Source organism: Allobosea sp. OK403, assembly GCF_900113835.1.
GTDB lineage: Bacteria > Pseudomonadota > Alphaproteobacteria > Rhizobiales > Beijerinckiaceae > Allobosea.
The window spans coordinates 64522-81891 of record NZ_FOQV01000004.1; the positions used below are offsets into that span (position 1 = coordinate 64522).

Consider the following 17370-nt stretch of genomic DNA (forward strand, 5'->3'; position numbering starts at 1 on the left):
TGGGGTCGCGGCCAAGGCGTCAAACGGCCGACCCCTCACCCTGCCCTCTCCCTTCGGGAGAGGGTTCCCCGCGCCTGCCTCGCAGACGTTGCGGGTGATCCTCACTGCAGCCGCCGCGACCCGCGTGACTTGGTCGAGAGTCCGGCATCCTCCTCGAAGAGCTCCGCCAGCTTCTCGGTCATGACGCCGCCGAGCTCCTCGGCATCGACGATGGTGACGGCGCGGCGGTAATAGCGCGTGACGTCATGGCCGATGCCGATGGCGATCAGCTCGACGGGCGAACGCGTCTCGATCTCGGCGATGACATGGCGCAGATGCCGCTCGAGATAATTGCCGGCATTGACCGAAAGCGTGGAGTCGTCGACCGGCGCGCCATCCGAGATCACCATCAGGATCTTGCGCTGCTCGGGCCGCGCCAGCAGGCGCTTATGCGCCCAGTCCAGCGCCTCGCCGTCGATATTCTCCTTGAGCAGGCCCTCGCGCATCATCAGCCCGAGATTCTTGCGCGCCCGCCGCCAGGGCGCATCCGCCGCCTTGTAGATGATGTGGCGCAGGTCGTTGAGGCGGCCGGGAGCCGCCGGCTTGCCCGATTGCAGCCAGGCTTCGCGCGAAAGCCCGCCTTTCCAGGCCCGCGTGGTGAAGCCCAAAAGCTCGACCTTGACGCCACAGCGCTCCAGCGTGCGCGCCAGGATATCGGCGCAGGTCGCCGCGACCGTGATCGGTCGGCCGCGCATCGAGCCGGAATTGTCGATCAGCAGCGTCACCACCGTATCGCGGAAATTCACGTCCGATTCCTGCCGGAAGGAGAGCGGCTGGTAGGGATCGATGATGATGCGTGGCAGGCGGGCGGGGTCGAGCGCGCCTTCCTCCAGGTCGAACTGCCAGGAGCGGTTCTGCTGCGCCATCAGCCGGCGCTGGAGCCGGTTCGCGAGGCGCGCGACCACGCCCTGGAGATGCGCGAGCTGCTTGTCGAGATAGGCACGCAGCCGCGTCAGCTCCTCGGCGTCGCAGAGCTCCTCGGCCGTGACGACCTCGTCGAATTTCTGCGTATAGGCCTTGTAGTCCGTCACCGGGCGATCGTTCGGCTTGCCCTCGCGCGGACGCGGCGCCTCGCCGGCTTCCTCGGACTCGGAATTCTCGTCCTCGTCCTCCCAGTCGCCGGCCGGCGCGTCGGTCGCCTCCGAGGCGCCCTCCTGCAGTTCCTCGGTCGCGTCGTCGCTGACCTCGACCTCGGAACGCTCGCCCTGGCTCTCCTGCTCGGCCTCGCCGTCTTGCTGCTGCTGTTCGTCGGAGGACTGGTCCTGATTGTCCTCGTCCTGCTCGTCGTCCTGGCCCTGGCTGGTCTGCTCGGCCATGTCGAGCGAGGCCAGCATGTCGCGCACGGTGCGGGCGAAGGCGCGCTGATCCTCGACGGATTTCGCCAGACGGTCGAGATCGGCCCCGGCCTTGGCCTCGATCTGCTCGCGCCAGAGATCGACCAGCTTCTCGGCAGCCTTGGGCGGCTTCAGCCCCGTCAGGCGCTCACGCACCATCAAGGCGAGCGCATCCTCCAGCGGCGCGTCGGCGCGGTCGGTGATCTCCTCATAGCGCCCGCCGCGATGGTAGCGGTCCTCCAGCATGGCGGTGATGTTGCCGGCCATGCCGCTCATCCGGCGCGAACCGACGCATTCGACGCGCGACTGCTCGACGGCATCGAACACGGCGCGCGCCGCATCGCCCTCGGGCGCGGCGCGGCGATGCACGGTCGCGTCATGACAGGCGAGCCTCAGCGCCATCGAATCGGCATGGCCGCGCAGGATCGCGACATCCTGGGCGGTGAGCTTGCGCGGCGGCTCGGGCAGGCGGGCGCGCTCGCCGACGAGCGAGGGTTTGTCGGCCGCGAAGACGATCTCCATCTCGGGCCTGCGCGCGATCGCCTTCATCGCGCCCGAAATCGCGCGCTTCAGCGGCTCCGCTGGCGCTTCCTTGGTCTGGCCGGGCTTGCGATTGGAGATGCTCATAGCGCCTTCGTGAAGTGATGAATGCGATGACCGGCTACCGGATAGTCCTCCATCCGGCCGCATTCGCGATAGCCCAGCCGAGGATAGAAATCCGGCGCCTGAAGGCTCATCGTGCTCAGATAGACGCCGCGCGCGCCATGGTCCCGCGCGGTCTGTTCAGCTTGCGCCACCAGCGCCTCACCAAAGCCGGCGCCGCGACGGCTCCCATCGACCCAGAGCAGGTCGACATGAAGCCACTCCCATTTCAGCTCGCCGATGAGCCCGCCGACAATCGCCCCGCTCTCGTCGCGCAGGCTGATCGCAAGCGGCTTCGTATTACGCGGGCCGATCTTCGCCTCGTTAAAAGCGGACAGGCCGCGCAGAACCGCGGTGCGCGTCTCGTCCTGGTCCGGTTCGACGACGATCGCGACCATCTTCACTCCTAGCGCGAACGCCCATCATACAATGTCGGCTGCAGCTCGGCCGGCTCAACGCCGCTCAAGCAGCGCACATTGACCGCCACCGTCTGTGTTCCGTCCGGCAAGGCGCCACGCGCGAAGGATTCGACACCGCAGGTCTCGCAGAACAGATGCTGGATCTTGCCCGTGTTGAAGCGGTACTCGGTCAGCGCATCCTCGCCCTTGCCGAGGCTGAAGGCCCCCGCAGGCGAGAAAGCCAACACCGAGCCCCGCTTCTGACAATAGGAGCAGTTACAGGTGATCGTCCGGTCGAGATCGGTCTCGACCGTGAAGGCGACACGGCCGCAATGGCAACCGCCGTCGTAGCGTGCGCTCGCCATCTCATGTCGTCCTTTTAGCTGAGGACCACGTTCACCGCGCTCTCCGGCAGCTCCTTGCCGAAGGAGCGCTGGAAGAACTCGGCCACCAGCGTGCGCTCCATCTCGTCGCATTTGTTCAGGAACGTCACCCGGAAGGCGAAGCCGACATCGCCGAAGATCGCGGCGTTCTCGGCCCAGGTGATCACGGTACGCGGGCTCATCACGGTCGAGAGATCGCCGTTCATGAAAGCGTTGCGGGTGAGATCGGCGACGCGGACCATCTTGTTGACGATGTCCTTGCCCTCCGGCGAGGCCTGATAGTGCTTCGATTTGGCGAGCACGATCGCGACTTCGTTGTCATGGGGCAGGTAGTTCAGCGTGGTCACGATCGACCAGCGGTCCATCTGGCCCTGGTTGATCTGCTGCGTGCCGTGATAGAGGCCCGACGTGTCGCCGAGGCCGACCGTATTGGCGGTGGCGAAGAGGCGGAAGCAGGGATGCGGGCGGATGACGCGCTTCTGATCGAGCAGCGTCAGCTTGCCGGACTGCTCGAGCACGCGCTGGATCACGAACATCACATCGGGGCGGCCGGCGTCATATTCGTCGAAGACCAGCGCGATGTTGTTCTGCAGGGCCCAGGGCAGGATGCCGTCCTGGAACTCGGTGATCTGCTTGCCTTCCTTCAGCACGATCGCGTCCTTGCCGACGAGATCGAGCCGGGAGACGTGGCTGTCGAGGTTGACGCGCACGCAGGGCCAGTTCAGGCGAGCGGCAACCTGCTCGATATGGGTCGATTTGCCGGTGCCGTGATAGCCCGAGATCATCACGCGGCGGTTATGCGCAAAGCCGGCCAGGATCGCGATCGTGGTGTCGCGGTCGAAGCGGTAATCCGGATCGAAATCGGGAACATGCGCCTCCACCTTGGAATAGGCCGGCACTTCGAGGTCTGAATCAATCCCGAAGGTCTGACGCACCGACAACTTCATGTCGGGAAGGCCTTGGGCGGTCGTCATCGTCATCTGGCTTGTCTCCGGGCATGGGACAGGTCCGGGAGAGGACCGGTTGTCCCAAGAGCCGACCGAAAAGGGAGGCGTACGCTGTCTAACTAAAGCGAAAGACCGGCAGCGGCAATTCGCAAACCGCCGGGGCGGGAATTCCCGGCAGACATGTCGGATTCGCAATGGACGTGCCAGAAGGGTCCACCCATACGAAGAAACGGGCTAGCGCCGCTTATCGAGAAGCCGCGCCAAGATGCCGCAAACCGCTTCCCCTCCGCTGCGGTCGATCGTCACGCCTGGCGCGGGGGCGTTTCGCAATGCGGATTCGACAGCCTGCGCCATGAGCCCCGGCGTGAGCGGCGCTTCATCATCAAGGCGCAGGCAACGCGCCAGCCCCGCCCGTTCCATCGCCTCCGCTCGTATCGCCTGCTCGGTCTCGTTGCCGGCGTCGAACGGCACGACGATCGCCGGCCGGCCAGCCGCCACGAGATCAAGCACCGTATTGTAGCCAGCCTGGCTGATCGACAACGCACAACCCGCAAGCAGCGCCGGAAAATCCGGCCGCGCCCATTCCACGGTCACATGAGCGGGCGCTGAATCCCGCAGGCGGTCGAACGCTGCCTCGGATACGCCTCGCCCGACGAGGATGCGCCAGCCTCGTGCCGGGCCAAGCAAGCCGGCGGCAGCGACGCAGAGCTCAAACAGCGGCAGCGCAGCCGCCGAGCCGCCGCCGGAGACGATGATTTCCGCCTCCTCGTCATTGCGAGCGCAGCGAAGCAATCCAGGAGGCGCAGAGCAAGACGCTGGATTGCTTCGCTCCGCTCGCAATGACGGCTCAGCCAGATAACCCGTGTAATGCAGCCGTCCAACCAATTCCGGCGAGGCCGGCCAGGACGCCTCCAGCGGCAGGAAGGCGGCATCGCCATGCACCAGCACGCCATCGAAATCGCTGGCGATGCGCCGCTCCGCTTCGGCGACCCGGTCGGCGCGCGGGGCGACCAGCACGTCACGGATAGAGGACAGCACCAGAACCTGCGGATTCGCCGCCTTTGCAGCGGCAATCAACCCCATGAACTCGCTGGCGAGTTGGCGCCGCCCGAACGGGAAATGCTCGGTGACGACGACATCGGGCCGCAGCGACATTGCGAGACCGCTCAGCATCGCTTGCCGCATCGCGCGACGTTCCGAATCGATCGGCTGCCCGGCCTCGTCGAGCAGATTGCGGAAATCGACGCCCTCGACCTTGACCGGAGGAAGCTGCACGAAAGCGAAGGGCTCGCCTTGTCGCGCTGCCAAAGTCATGCCGCCGCTCGCCAGCGTCACCTCATGCCCAGCCCCTGCCAGCGCCCGCGCCAGATGCCGCGCCCGCACGAGATGGCCGCTGCCCAGGAGATGCGTCACGGCGATCAGGATGCGTGGCATCAACCGCGCCCGCCTGATCGAAGCGTACTCAGCAGCTTCTGATGAATGCGGTCGAGCCCGGCTGCAGCCGAAAAATCCTGGGTCAGCCTTGCATGCGCCGCAGCGCCCAGCGCCGCACGCCGTTCCGGTGCCATCGCAAGCTCAGCCATGGCCTGTGCCAGCGCAGCGACGTCGCCCGGCGCAACCAGCAGACCCTCGACACCATCGCTGACGAATTCGGGAATGCCGGCGAAATCCGTCGCGACGATCGGCAGCGCCTGGCTCGCCGCTTCCATCACGACATTAGGCAAGCCGTCGCGGTCGCCATTGTCGGCCTGCTTTGACGGCAGCACGAAGAGATCAGCCTCGCGCAAGGACGCGACGACCGCAGCTTGCGCCTGCGGCCCGGCCCAGATGACGCGCTCCGACAACCCGAGCACCTCGGCCAGTATTTTCAGCCCCTTCAGTTTCTCGCCGCCGCCGATATGGGTCAAACGCCAATGCAGCGTGGCCGGCAAACGCGCCAGCGCCGCCAGCAGATCGTCGAAGCCCTTCTTCTCGACCGCACGGCCAATGGTGACGAAGCGCACCGGATCGGCCGGGTCGCTGCCATCGCGCAGCGGGCGTAAAGGCGGGCTCGGAAAGCGGGCAAGGTCGAGCCCGTGATAGACCAGCGCGACCTTGTCGGCCCGGTCGCCGAGGCGCGCAAGCTCGGCATGGCCATCGCGCGTGCAGGTCACGCCCCAGGCCGCAGCCGCGATCTTCTCGCGCTTCTCCCAGTCCGGCGTCGTCCAGATATCCTTGGCATGGGCCGAGAACGACCAGCTCAGCCGGCGCAGCAACGCCACATAACGGATCACAGAAGCCGGCGTGTGCAGATAATGGACATGCAGATGGCGGACGCTCATCGGCAATTCATGCGCCATCACACAGGCCTGGCCGAGCCGGCGCAGGCGGTTGCGCGTCGGATCGCGAGCAAGGTCGCGCAGGAAGACCGCGGCGAGCCTGAGCACCCCCAGCCGTCGCAGCGCGCTCAAGGCGCCGCGCAAAACGCGGTGGGGATCGTCATGCAGATATTCCGGCAGATAAGTCACCGGCGCCGTGATCTGCTTGTGCATCAGATGGCGATCGGCATCGGTCGGATGACGCAACGACCAGATCGCGAAAGGCAGGCCACGCTGCTGCAGCCCGAGCAACTCCTGGGCGATGAAGGTTTCCGACAGGCGCGGATAGCCCTTCATCGCGATCGCGACGACCGGCTCGGGCGCGGTGCTCATCGCGCGCCGATCAGCATGAAGCGCGTATAGTTCTTCGTCGGCAGCGCGCCAGCGAACCAAGTCTCGGATAGGTTCGCCTGCTCCCGGAACGCATCGAGCGAAGCGACGCAGCTGCGGTGATCGGGCTCGCGAAAATAATCGTTCGATTGCAGCAGCAGGGGCATGCCTGCCGGCAAGGTCGCCAGCCAGGCCGGCACATCGTCGAGATGCTCGCAACTCGTATTGATGACGAGGCCGGGCCGCTTCTCTTGCGTCGCGAAATCGAGGTCGGTCATGTCGGCGGTGATTGCGCGAAAACGCTTGGCCGCGACATGGCGATGATTCAGCGTCTCGGCGACAGTGGCGCAGCCCGGATCGATATCGAGGCTCACAACCTCGCTGATCGCCAACCGCGGCTCTTCCAGCAGCAGCGCACCGAGCACGCCATACCAGGCGCCAAGCACCCAGACGGGGCCGTCGGGACGCGGCAAGGTCTCGGCCAGCGTCTCGACCAGCCATTGCTTCGAGGCGATCTGCTTGTGGTTGACGGCGATCGAGAGATCAGCCGGCGCGCCCTTGCCATAGAGCCGCGCGATGTCGGCGGCCACGGGATTGCGCGTCAGCGCCGCGACACCGCGCAGGATGTCGTGAAAGGCCTCCGAGGGCTCCTGGGTCATGCCGTCTCTGTCAAAGCGAGCCAAAATCGGCGGGACCATAGGCAAGCCCGGGCGCAAAGGCCAGCCGCCCCCGCGAGCTCAGATCGGTGACTTCTTGGTGTTCTCCGCTGCGGTCGATGTGCCGGCCTTGGACCGGCGACCTCGCTTCACGGGGGGCTGCGGCGCGGGCGCGGCTTCCTCCTGCAGTGTACCCGCCCCGGACAAGGGCTCGTGCTCGCTGGCGGCCTCCATGGCCGATGCATCGGGGGCAGCGGCCGACTCCTGCAATCCTGTCGAATCTGTCTCGATGGCGGGAGCCGCCTCCTGATCATCGCCGTCGCGTTCGGCCAGTTCCGGAACGCTGGCGAAGCCATAGGCGGTCAGCGGCTTCTCGCGGCCCTTGATCGAGATCTTCAACGGTGTCGTGCCGCGATAGCCCCGGCCAGTGACGCGGATCGTCTCTTCCGACACGACGAGATCGGACAGCACGCGCCGCGTCGCCGATTCGAGCTGGCTTGCGATCATCACCGTCTCGCCGACCGTGATCTCGCGCCGGCCGAGGCTCTCACTCTCGACGGCGCCGATGATGGCCTGGCCGGTATGGATGCCGATGCCGATCCGTAGCGGTAAGGGCAACGCCGCTCCGAATTCGCGATTCAGCGCCTCGACGGCGCGCACGATGTCCCCGGCCGCGCTGATCGCGGCCTGGGCGGCACGCGCTGGCGTGCCCTCCAACCCGAACACCGCCATGAAGCCATCGCCATAAAAGGCATCGATCCGCCCGCCATGAGCGGCGATGGCCTGCGCCATCTCGTCAAAGAAGCGGTTGAGCAGACCGATCAACTCCTGCGGCAATTGCCGCTCCGACAAGGCCGAGAAGGCGCGCAGATCAGCCACGACTACGGTCAGCCCGCGCTTGCCGGCCGTCGCCTCGGGCTCGGTCGCGCGCGCGGCAGCGCCCAGCCGCGAGGCCAGCAGGATCTGGACCTGCAGATCATCCTTCGGCCTGATCTGGCAAGCCAGGCGGACACGATCCGGCGCAGCAATTCGGCGCAGCAGCCTGGCCTCGTTCGGTCCGGGCGGCGGCAGCTTGTCGCCACCGTCGAGCACCAGCACACGGCAGGTCGCGCAGCGCGCCCTGCCGCCGCAGAGCGCCGCATGCGGGATGCCGAAGCGCCGGAACATCTCCAGCACGGTCAGCCCCGGCGTGAGCTTGCGCACCCCATGACCGACGAAGCGCACGGTGATGTGGCGGGTGGTGCGAACCCTGATCTCGCGGATTGCGACGAAGCCGACGAAGCAGCCGACGAGGCCATAGAACGCCCTCTTCGCCCAGGTCACATTCTGGTTGAACATAGCGACCGCTGCGTCCGAATAGGTCTCGGGCGGCAATTCCATATGCCCGGCCTCACGCGCCGCAACGGCAAAACCGATCAGCGCCAAAATCGGCAGCAGGATCGCGGCAAGCATGAATGGGTCGCGCCAACGCTGATAGCTCTCGCGCGAGCGCAGCGAAAAATGCAGGCCGATGATGCCATGCGTCCAGACCAGCAGCAGCAGGATGCTTTGCGAAAGCGCCAGGTTCGGCCACAAGCGGCGCAGCACCGCGTGATAGCTCTCGTCGAGATTGAAGAACGTGCCCATCACCCGCGTCCCGACGATATGATCGACGAGGAAGAGCGGGATCATGAGGCCGAGGCCGATCTGCAGCATTTCACGCGCCGGCATCTTGAAGGTGCGGCGCTGCGCCACCCGCAGCAGCGCAAACAGCGGATGCACGATCAGCGCGGCATAGAGCGCGACCGTACCCGGCCAGGAATGCCAGAACCCGTAGCGCCAGTTCTGCACGGCCTCCATCACCTCAAGCCCTGCGATGCCGGAGGCGTGGTTGAGGAAATGCGTCGCCGCGAAAGCGAGCAGCACCATGCCCGATGCGAAGCGGATGTCACGACTCCAGGACGAGACCTGGTCCATGCCTGCTCCGAAACCCGCGCCTTGCCTGTTGGCACCTGCCGTCGAGGGCAAACTCATGCCGCTACCCGCCTCATCAATGGACTTTCTCGTTGTGCAGCACGAAATCGGCCAGGCGATACAGCCGCGCGGCAAGATCGCGCGACAGGGCTATGCTGAAATCGGGGATCGTTTCGAGCAATTCGAAGAACAGATCCTTCGGCAATCGCAGCGTGCTGACATCGCTCTTGGCGGTGACCTCGCCGACATAGGACTGGCCGCAGAGGATCGGCACGTCGCCGATAATGCTGCCCGAGGCCAGCAAGAAGCGCTTGCTGCGCCCGTCGCTCCGTTCATGCGAAATCTCGACCTCGCCTTCCAGAACGACATAGACGCCTTCCGGCATCTCTCCTTCGGCAATGATCCGCGCTCCCGCATCGAAATGCAGACGCTCGCCCATCAGCGCGACGAGCTTCAGCCGGGGCCCGGGAAGCGAACGAAACAGCGGCAGCCTTCGCAGGCATGTGATGTCGGTTTCGAGCGTCATGGTCGCGCCTCCAGCCGTTCGGCGCCTTGACGCAGCGGCACCTCTGCCGCGACTTCGTCCTCGCCGTCCCGGTCATCGTCCTCAATCACGCCAGACGGTCCGCTGAACACGATCCGCGGCGAGATCCCCGCTGAAAGACTAGCATCCCCAAGAAGAAGGAACAGTGTCATGCCGGCGCAATGTTCGCGCAGCCGGGCGATCAGCGCCTCGGGCTCCGGGCTGGTCGCGACCAGTGCCGCAACATCTAGCACTGCGATCTGCGGCGCCTTGATCAGGGCCTGCGCCAGAGGCACCGCAAGCTTGAGACGCCCGGGCAGGAAGCGCCCGCGAATGCCGCAATCGGTGTTGAGGCCGATCCGGTAGAGCTCGCCATCGAGGCCCGCCCGCGCCAATGCGGCCCGCACGATTCCCGCGACCTTCTTACGCGCATCGGCGATGCCGTAGCCGATGCGGCCGAACATCAGATTGTCGCGCAGGCTCGCGCCCAGCATCACCTTGCCGGGATCGTAAAAGTCGACGTCATGGACGGCATCTGCCGGCAGGTGAGCCTTGAAGCTCGCCCTGGCCCGCATGATCCGCCGCCGCAGCCGGTCGTCGAGCAGGTTCAGCCGGTGTTTCGGCTCGATATAGCCGAGCGCGAGCGCAAGCAGATCGCGCTCCGTCTCGGAATCGAGCGGCGCGCGCATGTCCTGCTTATTCAAGGTCGCGGACAGTTCGGTCAGTCGCTCCATGCCGAAGCCCGCGCTGAAGGAGTAGCGCTCGAACAGAGCGTGGCCCTGCGGCAGGCCTTCGAAGATCTCGACCACCGTCGCCACGATGCGTGAGCCGACCTCGATCAGCGGCGCGACCAACGTCTCCGCCGCCAGGATGGCATGGGCATAAGGCTCGAACAGCAGTGTCTCGTTGGCGAAGCGTGGCGTCCGCCGCGCGCCGAAGATCAGGTTCTCGGCGACAGTCGCATTGGCGTTGTAGCGCTGCGGGTCGAAGGTCTCGATCAGCCCGGCGAGCTTGCTGCGGCCGAGCTCTTCCGCAACGGCGGCCCGCGCCAGGACGATCTGCTCCTTGGCATTCTCGTTCAGAGAGGCCTGCACCTTGCCGTCGAGGCCAAGCTCATAAACGTCCTCGGCGCAGCCCAGCACCTCGAGCACATCCTTGATATGCTCCTCAAGCGAGGCGGCATCGCTCACCCCAGCGCCCTCGTAATCGGTCCAGTCGGCGGTGAAGGAGAACGGCGTGTTGCCGGAGCGGATCGACTCCATGAAGACGCGGTGATCCTCCTGGCTGACCTTGCCGGTCGGCCTCAGGCTCGGCCGGCGTCGCTTCAGCGGCAGCAGGATGTTGTCGCGCAGCGTGCCGGCGATGATCTCGGCCTCGTTGCCGGCATAGCCGATCATGTGGCTCGCGCGCTCGACCGACATCCGCGCGAGGTTGTTCGCATCGATCATGACCCGCCCGGAATAGGCCATGGCCTGACGCCCAAGGATGCGGCCCAGGACCTCGCGCGCCCCGCCATGGGGGCCGATGACCGCGACCGTGCCCGGCCGCTGCAGGCGCAGCGTCAAGGGCGACAGCAAGGGCTGGCCGCGATTATCGAGCATCTGCACGGCCTCGAGCCGGATCTGCCCCGTCTCCGGCAGGGGCTTCACCCCGTCTGCCTCGTCCAGCACGACCGCCTCGTCGGTGTTGAACTGGGCGATGACCTGTTCGTATTTGATCGTGACGTCGTTGCGCTGCTGGTCCCAGTCGATCAGCTCCTTGATCGGGGGCGGCAGGTCGCGATAGGCGGCGATGACGGCCACGAGCTGGCCGATGTCGAGCCTGCCCTGCAGCGCGAAGAAGCCACCCACCGCATAGAAGAAGAATGGCGTGATCTGGGCCAGGAGGTTGTTCAGGAACTTGACTGCGAATTTGCGTTTGTAGAGCGCGTAGCGGATGTCGAAGAGCTTCCCCAGCCGGCCGGCGATGTCCGACTGCACATAATTCGTCGCACCATGACCCTGGATCGTCGGCCCGGCGTCGACGATCTCGCCGATGCGTCCAGCGAGCTGGCGCGACTCGATCTGGCGCTGGCGGCCGAGCCTGAGCTGCTCCTTGCGCAGGATCGGGATGATGATCGCCTGCAGCAGCACGATCACGAGCGCAATCGAGCCGAGCCACATGCTCTGCGCCATGATGAAGACCAGCGCCGTCAGCGCCTGGCTCAGCAGGAAGACGGGCTGGATGAAGGCCTCGCCGACGAAGCCGCCGATCGGCTCGACCTCGTCCTTGATCATGCTGGCGACCTCAGCGGGCTTGACCGCGCGGATCTCCTCGGGCGGGAAGCGCATGAGCTGGCTGAACAGGTCGTAGCGCATGCGCCTGAGCATGCGCTCGCCGAGAATGCCCTTACGCAGGTTGATGACGTATTTGAACGCGCCGTTGATCAGCACCAGCGCCAGGAAATATCCGCTCAGCCCGAACAACAGCCCAAGCTGGCCGACCTGGAAGCCCTCGAACAGCTTGTAGCTGGCGCCGCCAAGCCAGCTCGGCATGTGCAGCGTGAACTCCAGCAGCGTCGCGGTGGTCTTGCCGTTCTTGAAAGCGCCGCCCTGGATTGCATCGTTGACGATGCGCTTGGGCACATCGAACGACGCCCAATAGAAGGCGATCGAGACGAGGATGATGAGCAGGACGATGATCTGATCGCCGCGGCTCTTCTGCCAGACATAACGGAAGAGGTTGGTCTCCAACGGCGATCCTGTCCGGCGGGCCGCGCCCGTCTTCTCATCTTCTGCCCCCCATATGTGGTCAGCCTCGGCCGCAGTGCAATGCGGGCGGGCCACGCAGCCAGCGCTTGCCCCGGCAATGCTGTCATGTTTCGATCACGACCCGTGGAGGATCTCGATGAGACTGGGTTCGATCGACCGGGCGTGCCGGCTGCTATGCCTCACGCTCGCGCTTGGCGGCATGGGCCGGTCGGCGCTGGCCAATAGCAGCAGCGACCCGGCTCAACTCATCCTGAGGGACGATTTCGAGGCCGGCCGGTTCGCGCCTGAAGGCGGCCTGTATTACAAGAACAACCCTGAACAGCGCGACGGCAGCGTCACCTTCCAGAGCCGCAACGTCATGACCGGCCACAGCGCGCTGACGCTTTCGGTCAAGCCTGCCTGTCCGCCGTTGCAGAGGCGATGCAGCGAACGCGCCGAGGTCTGGGAAACGCCCGAGGTGCTCGCCGGTTATAACCAGACGGTCTGGTACGGCTTTGCCATGTTCATGGACGATCCGCTGCCACAGGATGACGGCCGTTATGTCATGGCCCAGTGGAAGCGCGAGATCATTCCCGGAGCCAAGGGCGACTACTCACCCTTTCTGGCGCTCAGGCTCTATGAGGGCCATCTCGGCGTCACCGTCGAAACCGACATGATCGAGGCGTTTCCGATCGGCGGCGCGGCTCGGCCGAATGGTTGCCTTCCCGGCGAAGCCCTGGCCGTGAACCGCCAGGCGGCGCACCAGACGCGAGCCCTCGTCGCGATCGAGAGCGGTATGGCGCCCGCGAACTACCCGGCGTATTTCGATTCCTGTGCGCCAGGCATCATGGTGACACGCCATGCCGATCTGCCTTCCGGCCGGAAGGGCTGGATCGACTTCGTCTTCCGCTCGAGCCCGGGGCCGGCCGGCAATGGGCATGTCGAAATCATCGCCAATGGCGTGCACGTCGGCACCGTCAAAGGCCATATCGGCCATAGCGGACCCGGTCTCGACAAGAACCAGTACTTCAAGTTCGGCCCCTACCGCGCGCCCAACCCGCAGAACTGGAGCCTGACCTTCGACGATTTCCGGCGTGGGCCGCGTTGCACGGACGTCATCCGTTCCGGGCAATGTCCCGCCGAATGAACTTGTGTCGAAAGCCATTGGCAATACGGCTCTTTCAACGTCTAGTGATTGCACTTGGACGTAAGGCAACATCGAAAGCCAATCGGCGTTAGTGACGTATGGATATCCTGCGGGTCAGCGATCTACGCATCGGCTTCACCATTCACGGGCTTGCTCGCGATGTCGTGAAGGGCGTCAGTCTGCGCGTGCCGCCCGGCAAGACCGTCGCGCTCGTCGGCGAGTCCGGTTCCGGCAAATCGGTGATCTCGCAGGCGATCATGGGGCTGCTGCCCCGCGCCGGGGCGATCACGGGCGGCGAGATCCTGTTCCGCGATCCGCTGACGCCCGGCACCTCGATCGACATCGCCGGACTGCCCTCGGAAGGACGCGAGATCCGGGCGCTGCGCGGCGGGCGCATCGGCATGATCTTCCAGGAGCCGATGTCCTCGCTCTCGCCGGTGCACACCATCGGCAACCAGATCGAGGAAGCGCTGCAGCTGCACCGGCCGACGCCCAAGGCGCAGGCGCGCGAACTGATCGAGGTCATGCTGAAGCGCGTCGGCTTCAAGGACCCGCATCGCGCCTTCGGTTTCTACCCGTTCGAGCTTTCGGGCGGCCTGCGCCAGCGCGCCATGCTCGCCATGGCGCTGATCTGCCAGCCGGCCCTGCTCATCGCCGACGAGCCGACGACGGCGCTCGACGTCACCATCCAGGCTCAGGTGCTCGACCTGATGCGCGATCTCCAGGCCGAGATGGGCATGGCGATCCTGCTGATCACCCATGATCTCGGCGTCGTCGCCAACATGGCCGATGAGGTCGTGGTGATCTACCATGGCGAGATCATGGAAAGCGGCCCGGTCGAGGATATCTTCCGCCGGCCGCGCCACCCCTATCTCAAGGCCCTGCTCAAGGCCTCGCCGCATTTCGACATGCAGGAGGGCGAGCGCCTCGTCGCCTTGCGCGAGGCAAGGACCCGCCCCGTCGTCGCACCAAGGCCCGCCGCGCCGAAGAATGCGGCCCCGCTGCTCAGCGTGAGCAATCTGCGCAAGACCTACACGACCGGCTCGCGGAAGTTCTTCGGCAAGGGCACGCTCTCGACCGTCGTCGCGGTCGATGATGTGAGCTTCGACATCAGGCGCGGCGAATGCCTTGGCCTCGTCGGCGAAAGCGGCTGCGGCAAGACCACCGTCAGCAAGATCATCATGCGGGCAGTGACGCCCAACGAGGGCAAGATCATTTTCGACGATGGCCGGACCTGCACCGATGTGCTGGGGCTGCAGGGCGAGGCGCTGCGCGCCTTCCGGCCGAGGGTCCAGATGATCTTCCAGGATCCGGTCTCGTCACTGTCCCCGCGCATGACCGTGATGAACATCCTGCGCGAGCCGCTGGTCGTCCACGACCGTGGTGAAGGGGCCGAGCAGACCGCCCGCGTCAGGGCGCTGATGGAAGATGTCGGTCTCGATCCGCGCTTCCTCAACCGCTATCCGCATTCCTTTTCCGGCGGCCAGCGCCAGCGTATCGGCATCGCTCGCGCGCTCGCGCTCGATCCCGATCTGATCATCTGCGACGAACCGGTTTCGGCGCTCGACGTCTCCGTGCAGGCCCAGATCCTCAACCTGCTCAAGGATTTGCAGGCCGAGCGTGGCCTGACCTTCCTGTTCATCTCGCACAATCTCGCGGTGGTGAACTACATGGCCGACCGCATCGCCGTGATGGCCAATGGCCGTATCGTCGAGATCGCCCCGCGCCACGCGCTGTTCACCAAGCCGGTGCATCCCTACACCAAGGCGCTGCTCAAATCGGTGCCTTTCGCCGATCTCGATCGCAAGCTCAACTTCAAGCTGGTCGCGCCCGGCGGCGCCTCCGACTCCACGCATTGGGCACCTGCCTTCAGGCAGGAAGAGAACGGCCCGGCGCTGGCGCATCTGCCGCTCGGCGACGGGCATTTCGTTCTCGCGCAGGCCGGCGCATCCGTCAGGGAGGTGGCCTGATGAACGGCTTTCCGCGCAAGCCCACGCGTCGGGCGTCCCTCGCGCTCGGTTCGGCCGCCATCGCAGCAGTGGGCCTGCCGCGCCTGGCGCTCGGCCAGCCACAGACGCCGCCAACACTGGTCGACAGCCCCTTCTTCACCAAGCAGGTCGCGGATGGCACGTTGCCGCCCGTCGTCCAGCGCGCGCCGACCTCTCCCCGCATCATCATGGTGTCCGGAGACGGACGCGAAGCCGGCCGCCATGGCGGTACGATGCGTATGTTGATGGGCGACCAGCGTGACATCCGCATGATGACGATCTACGGTTATGCCCGCCTCATCGTCTATGACGACAATCTCGAGCTCGCCAGCGATATCCTCGCGGGTTTCGATGTCGAGGATGGGCGCATCTTTACGCTGAAACTGCGCGCCGGCCATCGCTGGTCGGACGGCTCGCCCTTCACCACCGAGGATTTCCGCTACTGGTGGGAGGATGTCGCCAACAACAAGCGGCTTTCGCCGGGCGGGCCGTCCCAGGCGCTGATCGCGGCCGGCAAGACGCCGACCGTCGAGGTGCTGTCGCCGACCGAGATCCGCTATAGCTGGGACGCGCCGAACCCGGTCTTCCTGCCTTCGCTCGCAGGCGCACAGCCGGCCTATATCTACATGCCCTCGGCCTATCTGAAGCAGTTCCACGAGCGCTATGCCGACAAGGCCACGCTCGCCTCGCGCATCAAGACCGCACGCATAAAGGACTGGGGTTCGCTGCATGAGCGCATGTCGCGGATGTACCGGCCAGAGAACCCTGAGCTGCCGACGCTCGATCCCTGGCGCAACACCACGCCGCTGCCAGCCGAGCAGTTCACCTTCCAGCGCAACGCCTATTTCCACCGCATCGACCAGAACGGTTTGCAACTGCCCTATATCGACCAGGTCACGCTGACGATCGGCACCAACTCGCTGATCCCGGCCAAGGCCGCCGCTGGCGAAAGCGATCTGCAGGCCCGCTATATCCGCTTCGACAACTACACCTTCCTCAAGGATGCCTCGAAGCGGATGAACATCGACATCAAGCTGTGGAAGCGGGCGGAAGGCGCTTGGTTCGCATTGATGCCGAACCTCAACGCGATCGACCCGGTCTGGCGCGACCTCAACCGCGATGTCCGCTATCGCCGCGCGCTCTCGGTGGCGATCAACCGCAAGGACGTCAACAAGGTCATCTTCTTCGGCCTCGCCAAGGAGAGCGGCAACACTGCGTTGCCGGAAAGCCCGCTCTACGACGCCAGTTCGGCAGGTTTATGGATGGAGCAGGACAAGGCCCTGGCCAACCGTCTGCTCGACGAGATCGGACTGGTGAAGCGCGATCTCGAAGGCATTCGCCTGCTGCCGGATGGGCGCCGCCTCGAATTCACCGTCGAGACCTCCGGCGAAAGCACCGAGGAGACCGACATCCTCGACCTGATCAAGCAGGATCTGGTCGCGGTCGGGGTCAAGATCTATCCGCGCTCGACGCAGCGCGACGTCTTCCGTCGCCGCATCCTGGCAGGCCAGACCATCATGTCCGCCTGGGTCGGCATGGATAACGCCCTGGTCGCCCCCGAGATGGAGCCCGATGCGCTGGCGCCCACATCGGCCTCGCAGTTCAACTGGCCGCGCTGGGGCCAGTTCCTGGAGAGCAGCGGCCGCGAGGGCGAGGAACCCGACATGCCCGAGGTCAAGGAACTCGTCAGGCTCTATCACGCCTGGCGCCGCAGCGCGACGCATGAGCAGCGCCGGCAGATCTGGCGCGACATGCTCAGGATCAACGCCGAGCAACTCTTCACCATCGGCGTCATAAACGGCACGTTGCAGCCGATCGTGGTCGCGCGGACCCTGCGCAATGTGCCCGACAAGGGGCTCTACAGCTTCGAGCCCGGCGCCTTCTTCGGCCGCTATATGCCCGACACCTTCTGGTTCGACCCGAGCAAGGCGCAGGTCTGAGCAT

At 65.6% G+C, this 17370-nt stretch carries 13 protein-coding genes; 3 read left to right on the forward strand and 10 right to left on the reverse strand.

Annotated elements, in window-relative coordinates; all coding sequences use genetic code 11:
* Window positions 1-101: 101 nt before the first annotated feature.
* The 10 genes from cobT to BMZ97_RS16445 all read right to left on the reverse strand — a co-directional run bounded on the left by cobT (window position 102) and on the right by BMZ97_RS16445 (window position 12294).
* Window positions 102-2000: a cobaltochelatase subunit CobT gene (gene cobT, locus BMZ97_RS16400; protein WP_092171674.1), complete on the reverse strand. Its 1899-nt coding sequence runs from the start codon at window positions 1998-2000 to the stop codon at window positions 102-104.
* Entirely contained in the window at window positions 1997-2413 is a 417-nt protein-coding gene (locus BMZ97_RS16405; RefSeq protein ID WP_139221238.1) for a GNAT family N-acetyltransferase, read from the reverse strand. Before BMZ97_RS16405 ends, cobT begins: the two co-directional genes overlap by 4 nt.
* An 8-nt stretch (window positions 2414-2421) precedes the next feature.
* Window positions 2422-2778: a GFA family protein gene (locus BMZ97_RS16410; RefSeq protein ID WP_092171680.1), complete on the reverse strand. Its 357-nt coding sequence runs from the start codon at window positions 2776-2778 to the stop codon at window positions 2422-2424.
* A 14-nt stretch (window positions 2779-2792) separates the two neighbouring features.
* Complete coding sequence (gene cobS, locus BMZ97_RS16415) at window positions 2793-3776, reverse strand: cobaltochelatase subunit CobS (protein WP_092171682.1); 984 nt, start codon at window positions 3774-3776, stop codon at window positions 2793-2795.
* 201 nt (window positions 3777-3977) lie between these two features.
* Window positions 3978-5177 carry a glycosyltransferase family protein gene (locus BMZ97_RS16420; RefSeq protein ID WP_092171685.1) on the reverse strand — a complete coding sequence of 400 codons (1200 nt, stop codon included), beginning with the start codon at window positions 5175-5177 and terminating at the stop codon, window positions 3978-3980.
* A complete protein-coding gene (locus tag BMZ97_RS16425) occupies window positions 5177-6433 on the reverse strand; it encodes a glycosyltransferase (protein WP_092171688.1) in 1257 nt (418 codons plus the stop codon). The genes BMZ97_RS16420 and BMZ97_RS16425 overlap by 1 nt, the downstream gene beginning before the upstream one ends.
* A complete protein-coding gene (locus BMZ97_RS16430) occupies window positions 6430-7089 on the reverse strand; it encodes a hypothetical protein (RefSeq protein ID WP_092171691.1) in 660 nt (219 codons plus the stop codon). Before BMZ97_RS16430 ends, BMZ97_RS16425 begins: the two co-directional genes overlap by 4 nt.
* Before the next feature lie 78 nt (window positions 7090-7167).
* Window positions 7168-9099, reverse strand: a complete 1932-nt coding sequence (locus BMZ97_RS16435; RefSeq protein ID WP_092171693.1) for an adenylate/guanylate cyclase domain-containing protein — start codon at window positions 9097-9099, stop codon at window positions 7168-7170.
* Between the two features lie 16 nt (window positions 9100-9115).
* Window positions 9116-9565, reverse strand: coding sequence for a cyclic nucleotide-binding domain-containing protein (locus BMZ97_RS16440; protein WP_092171696.1), 450 nt, complete (start codon window positions 9563-9565; stop codon window positions 9116-9118).
* A complete protein-coding gene (locus BMZ97_RS16445; RefSeq protein WP_092171699.1) occupies window positions 9562-12294 on the reverse strand; it encodes an ABC transporter ATP-binding protein/permease in 2733 nt (910 codons plus the stop codon). Before BMZ97_RS16445 ends, BMZ97_RS16440 begins: the two co-directional genes overlap by 4 nt.
* A gap of 154 nt (window positions 12295-12448) precedes the next feature.
* Between BMZ97_RS16445 and BMZ97_RS16450 the strand changes: the two genes are divergently transcribed.
* The 3 genes from BMZ97_RS16450 to BMZ97_RS16460 all read left to right on the forward strand — a co-directional run bounded on the left by BMZ97_RS16450 (window position 12449) and on the right by BMZ97_RS16460 (window position 17366).
* The gene (locus tag BMZ97_RS16450) at window positions 12449-13438 is read left to right on the forward strand and encodes a heparin lyase I family protein (RefSeq protein ID WP_244546455.1); all 990 of its coding nucleotides are present in this window, start codon (window positions 12449-12451) and stop codon (window positions 13436-13438) included.
* Window positions 13439-13536: 98 nt separating this feature from the next.
* Window positions 13537-15408: an ABC transporter ATP-binding protein gene (locus tag BMZ97_RS16455; RefSeq protein WP_092171702.1), complete on the forward strand. Its 1872-nt coding sequence runs from the start codon at window positions 13537-13539 to the stop codon at window positions 15406-15408.
* The gene (locus BMZ97_RS16460) at window positions 15408-17366 is read left to right on the forward strand and encodes an ABC transporter substrate-binding protein (protein WP_092171704.1); all 1959 of its coding nucleotides are present in this window, start codon (window positions 15408-15410) and stop codon (window positions 17364-17366) included. Before BMZ97_RS16455 ends, BMZ97_RS16460 begins: the two co-directional genes overlap by 1 nt.
* Window positions 17367-17370: the final 4 nt, after the last annotated feature.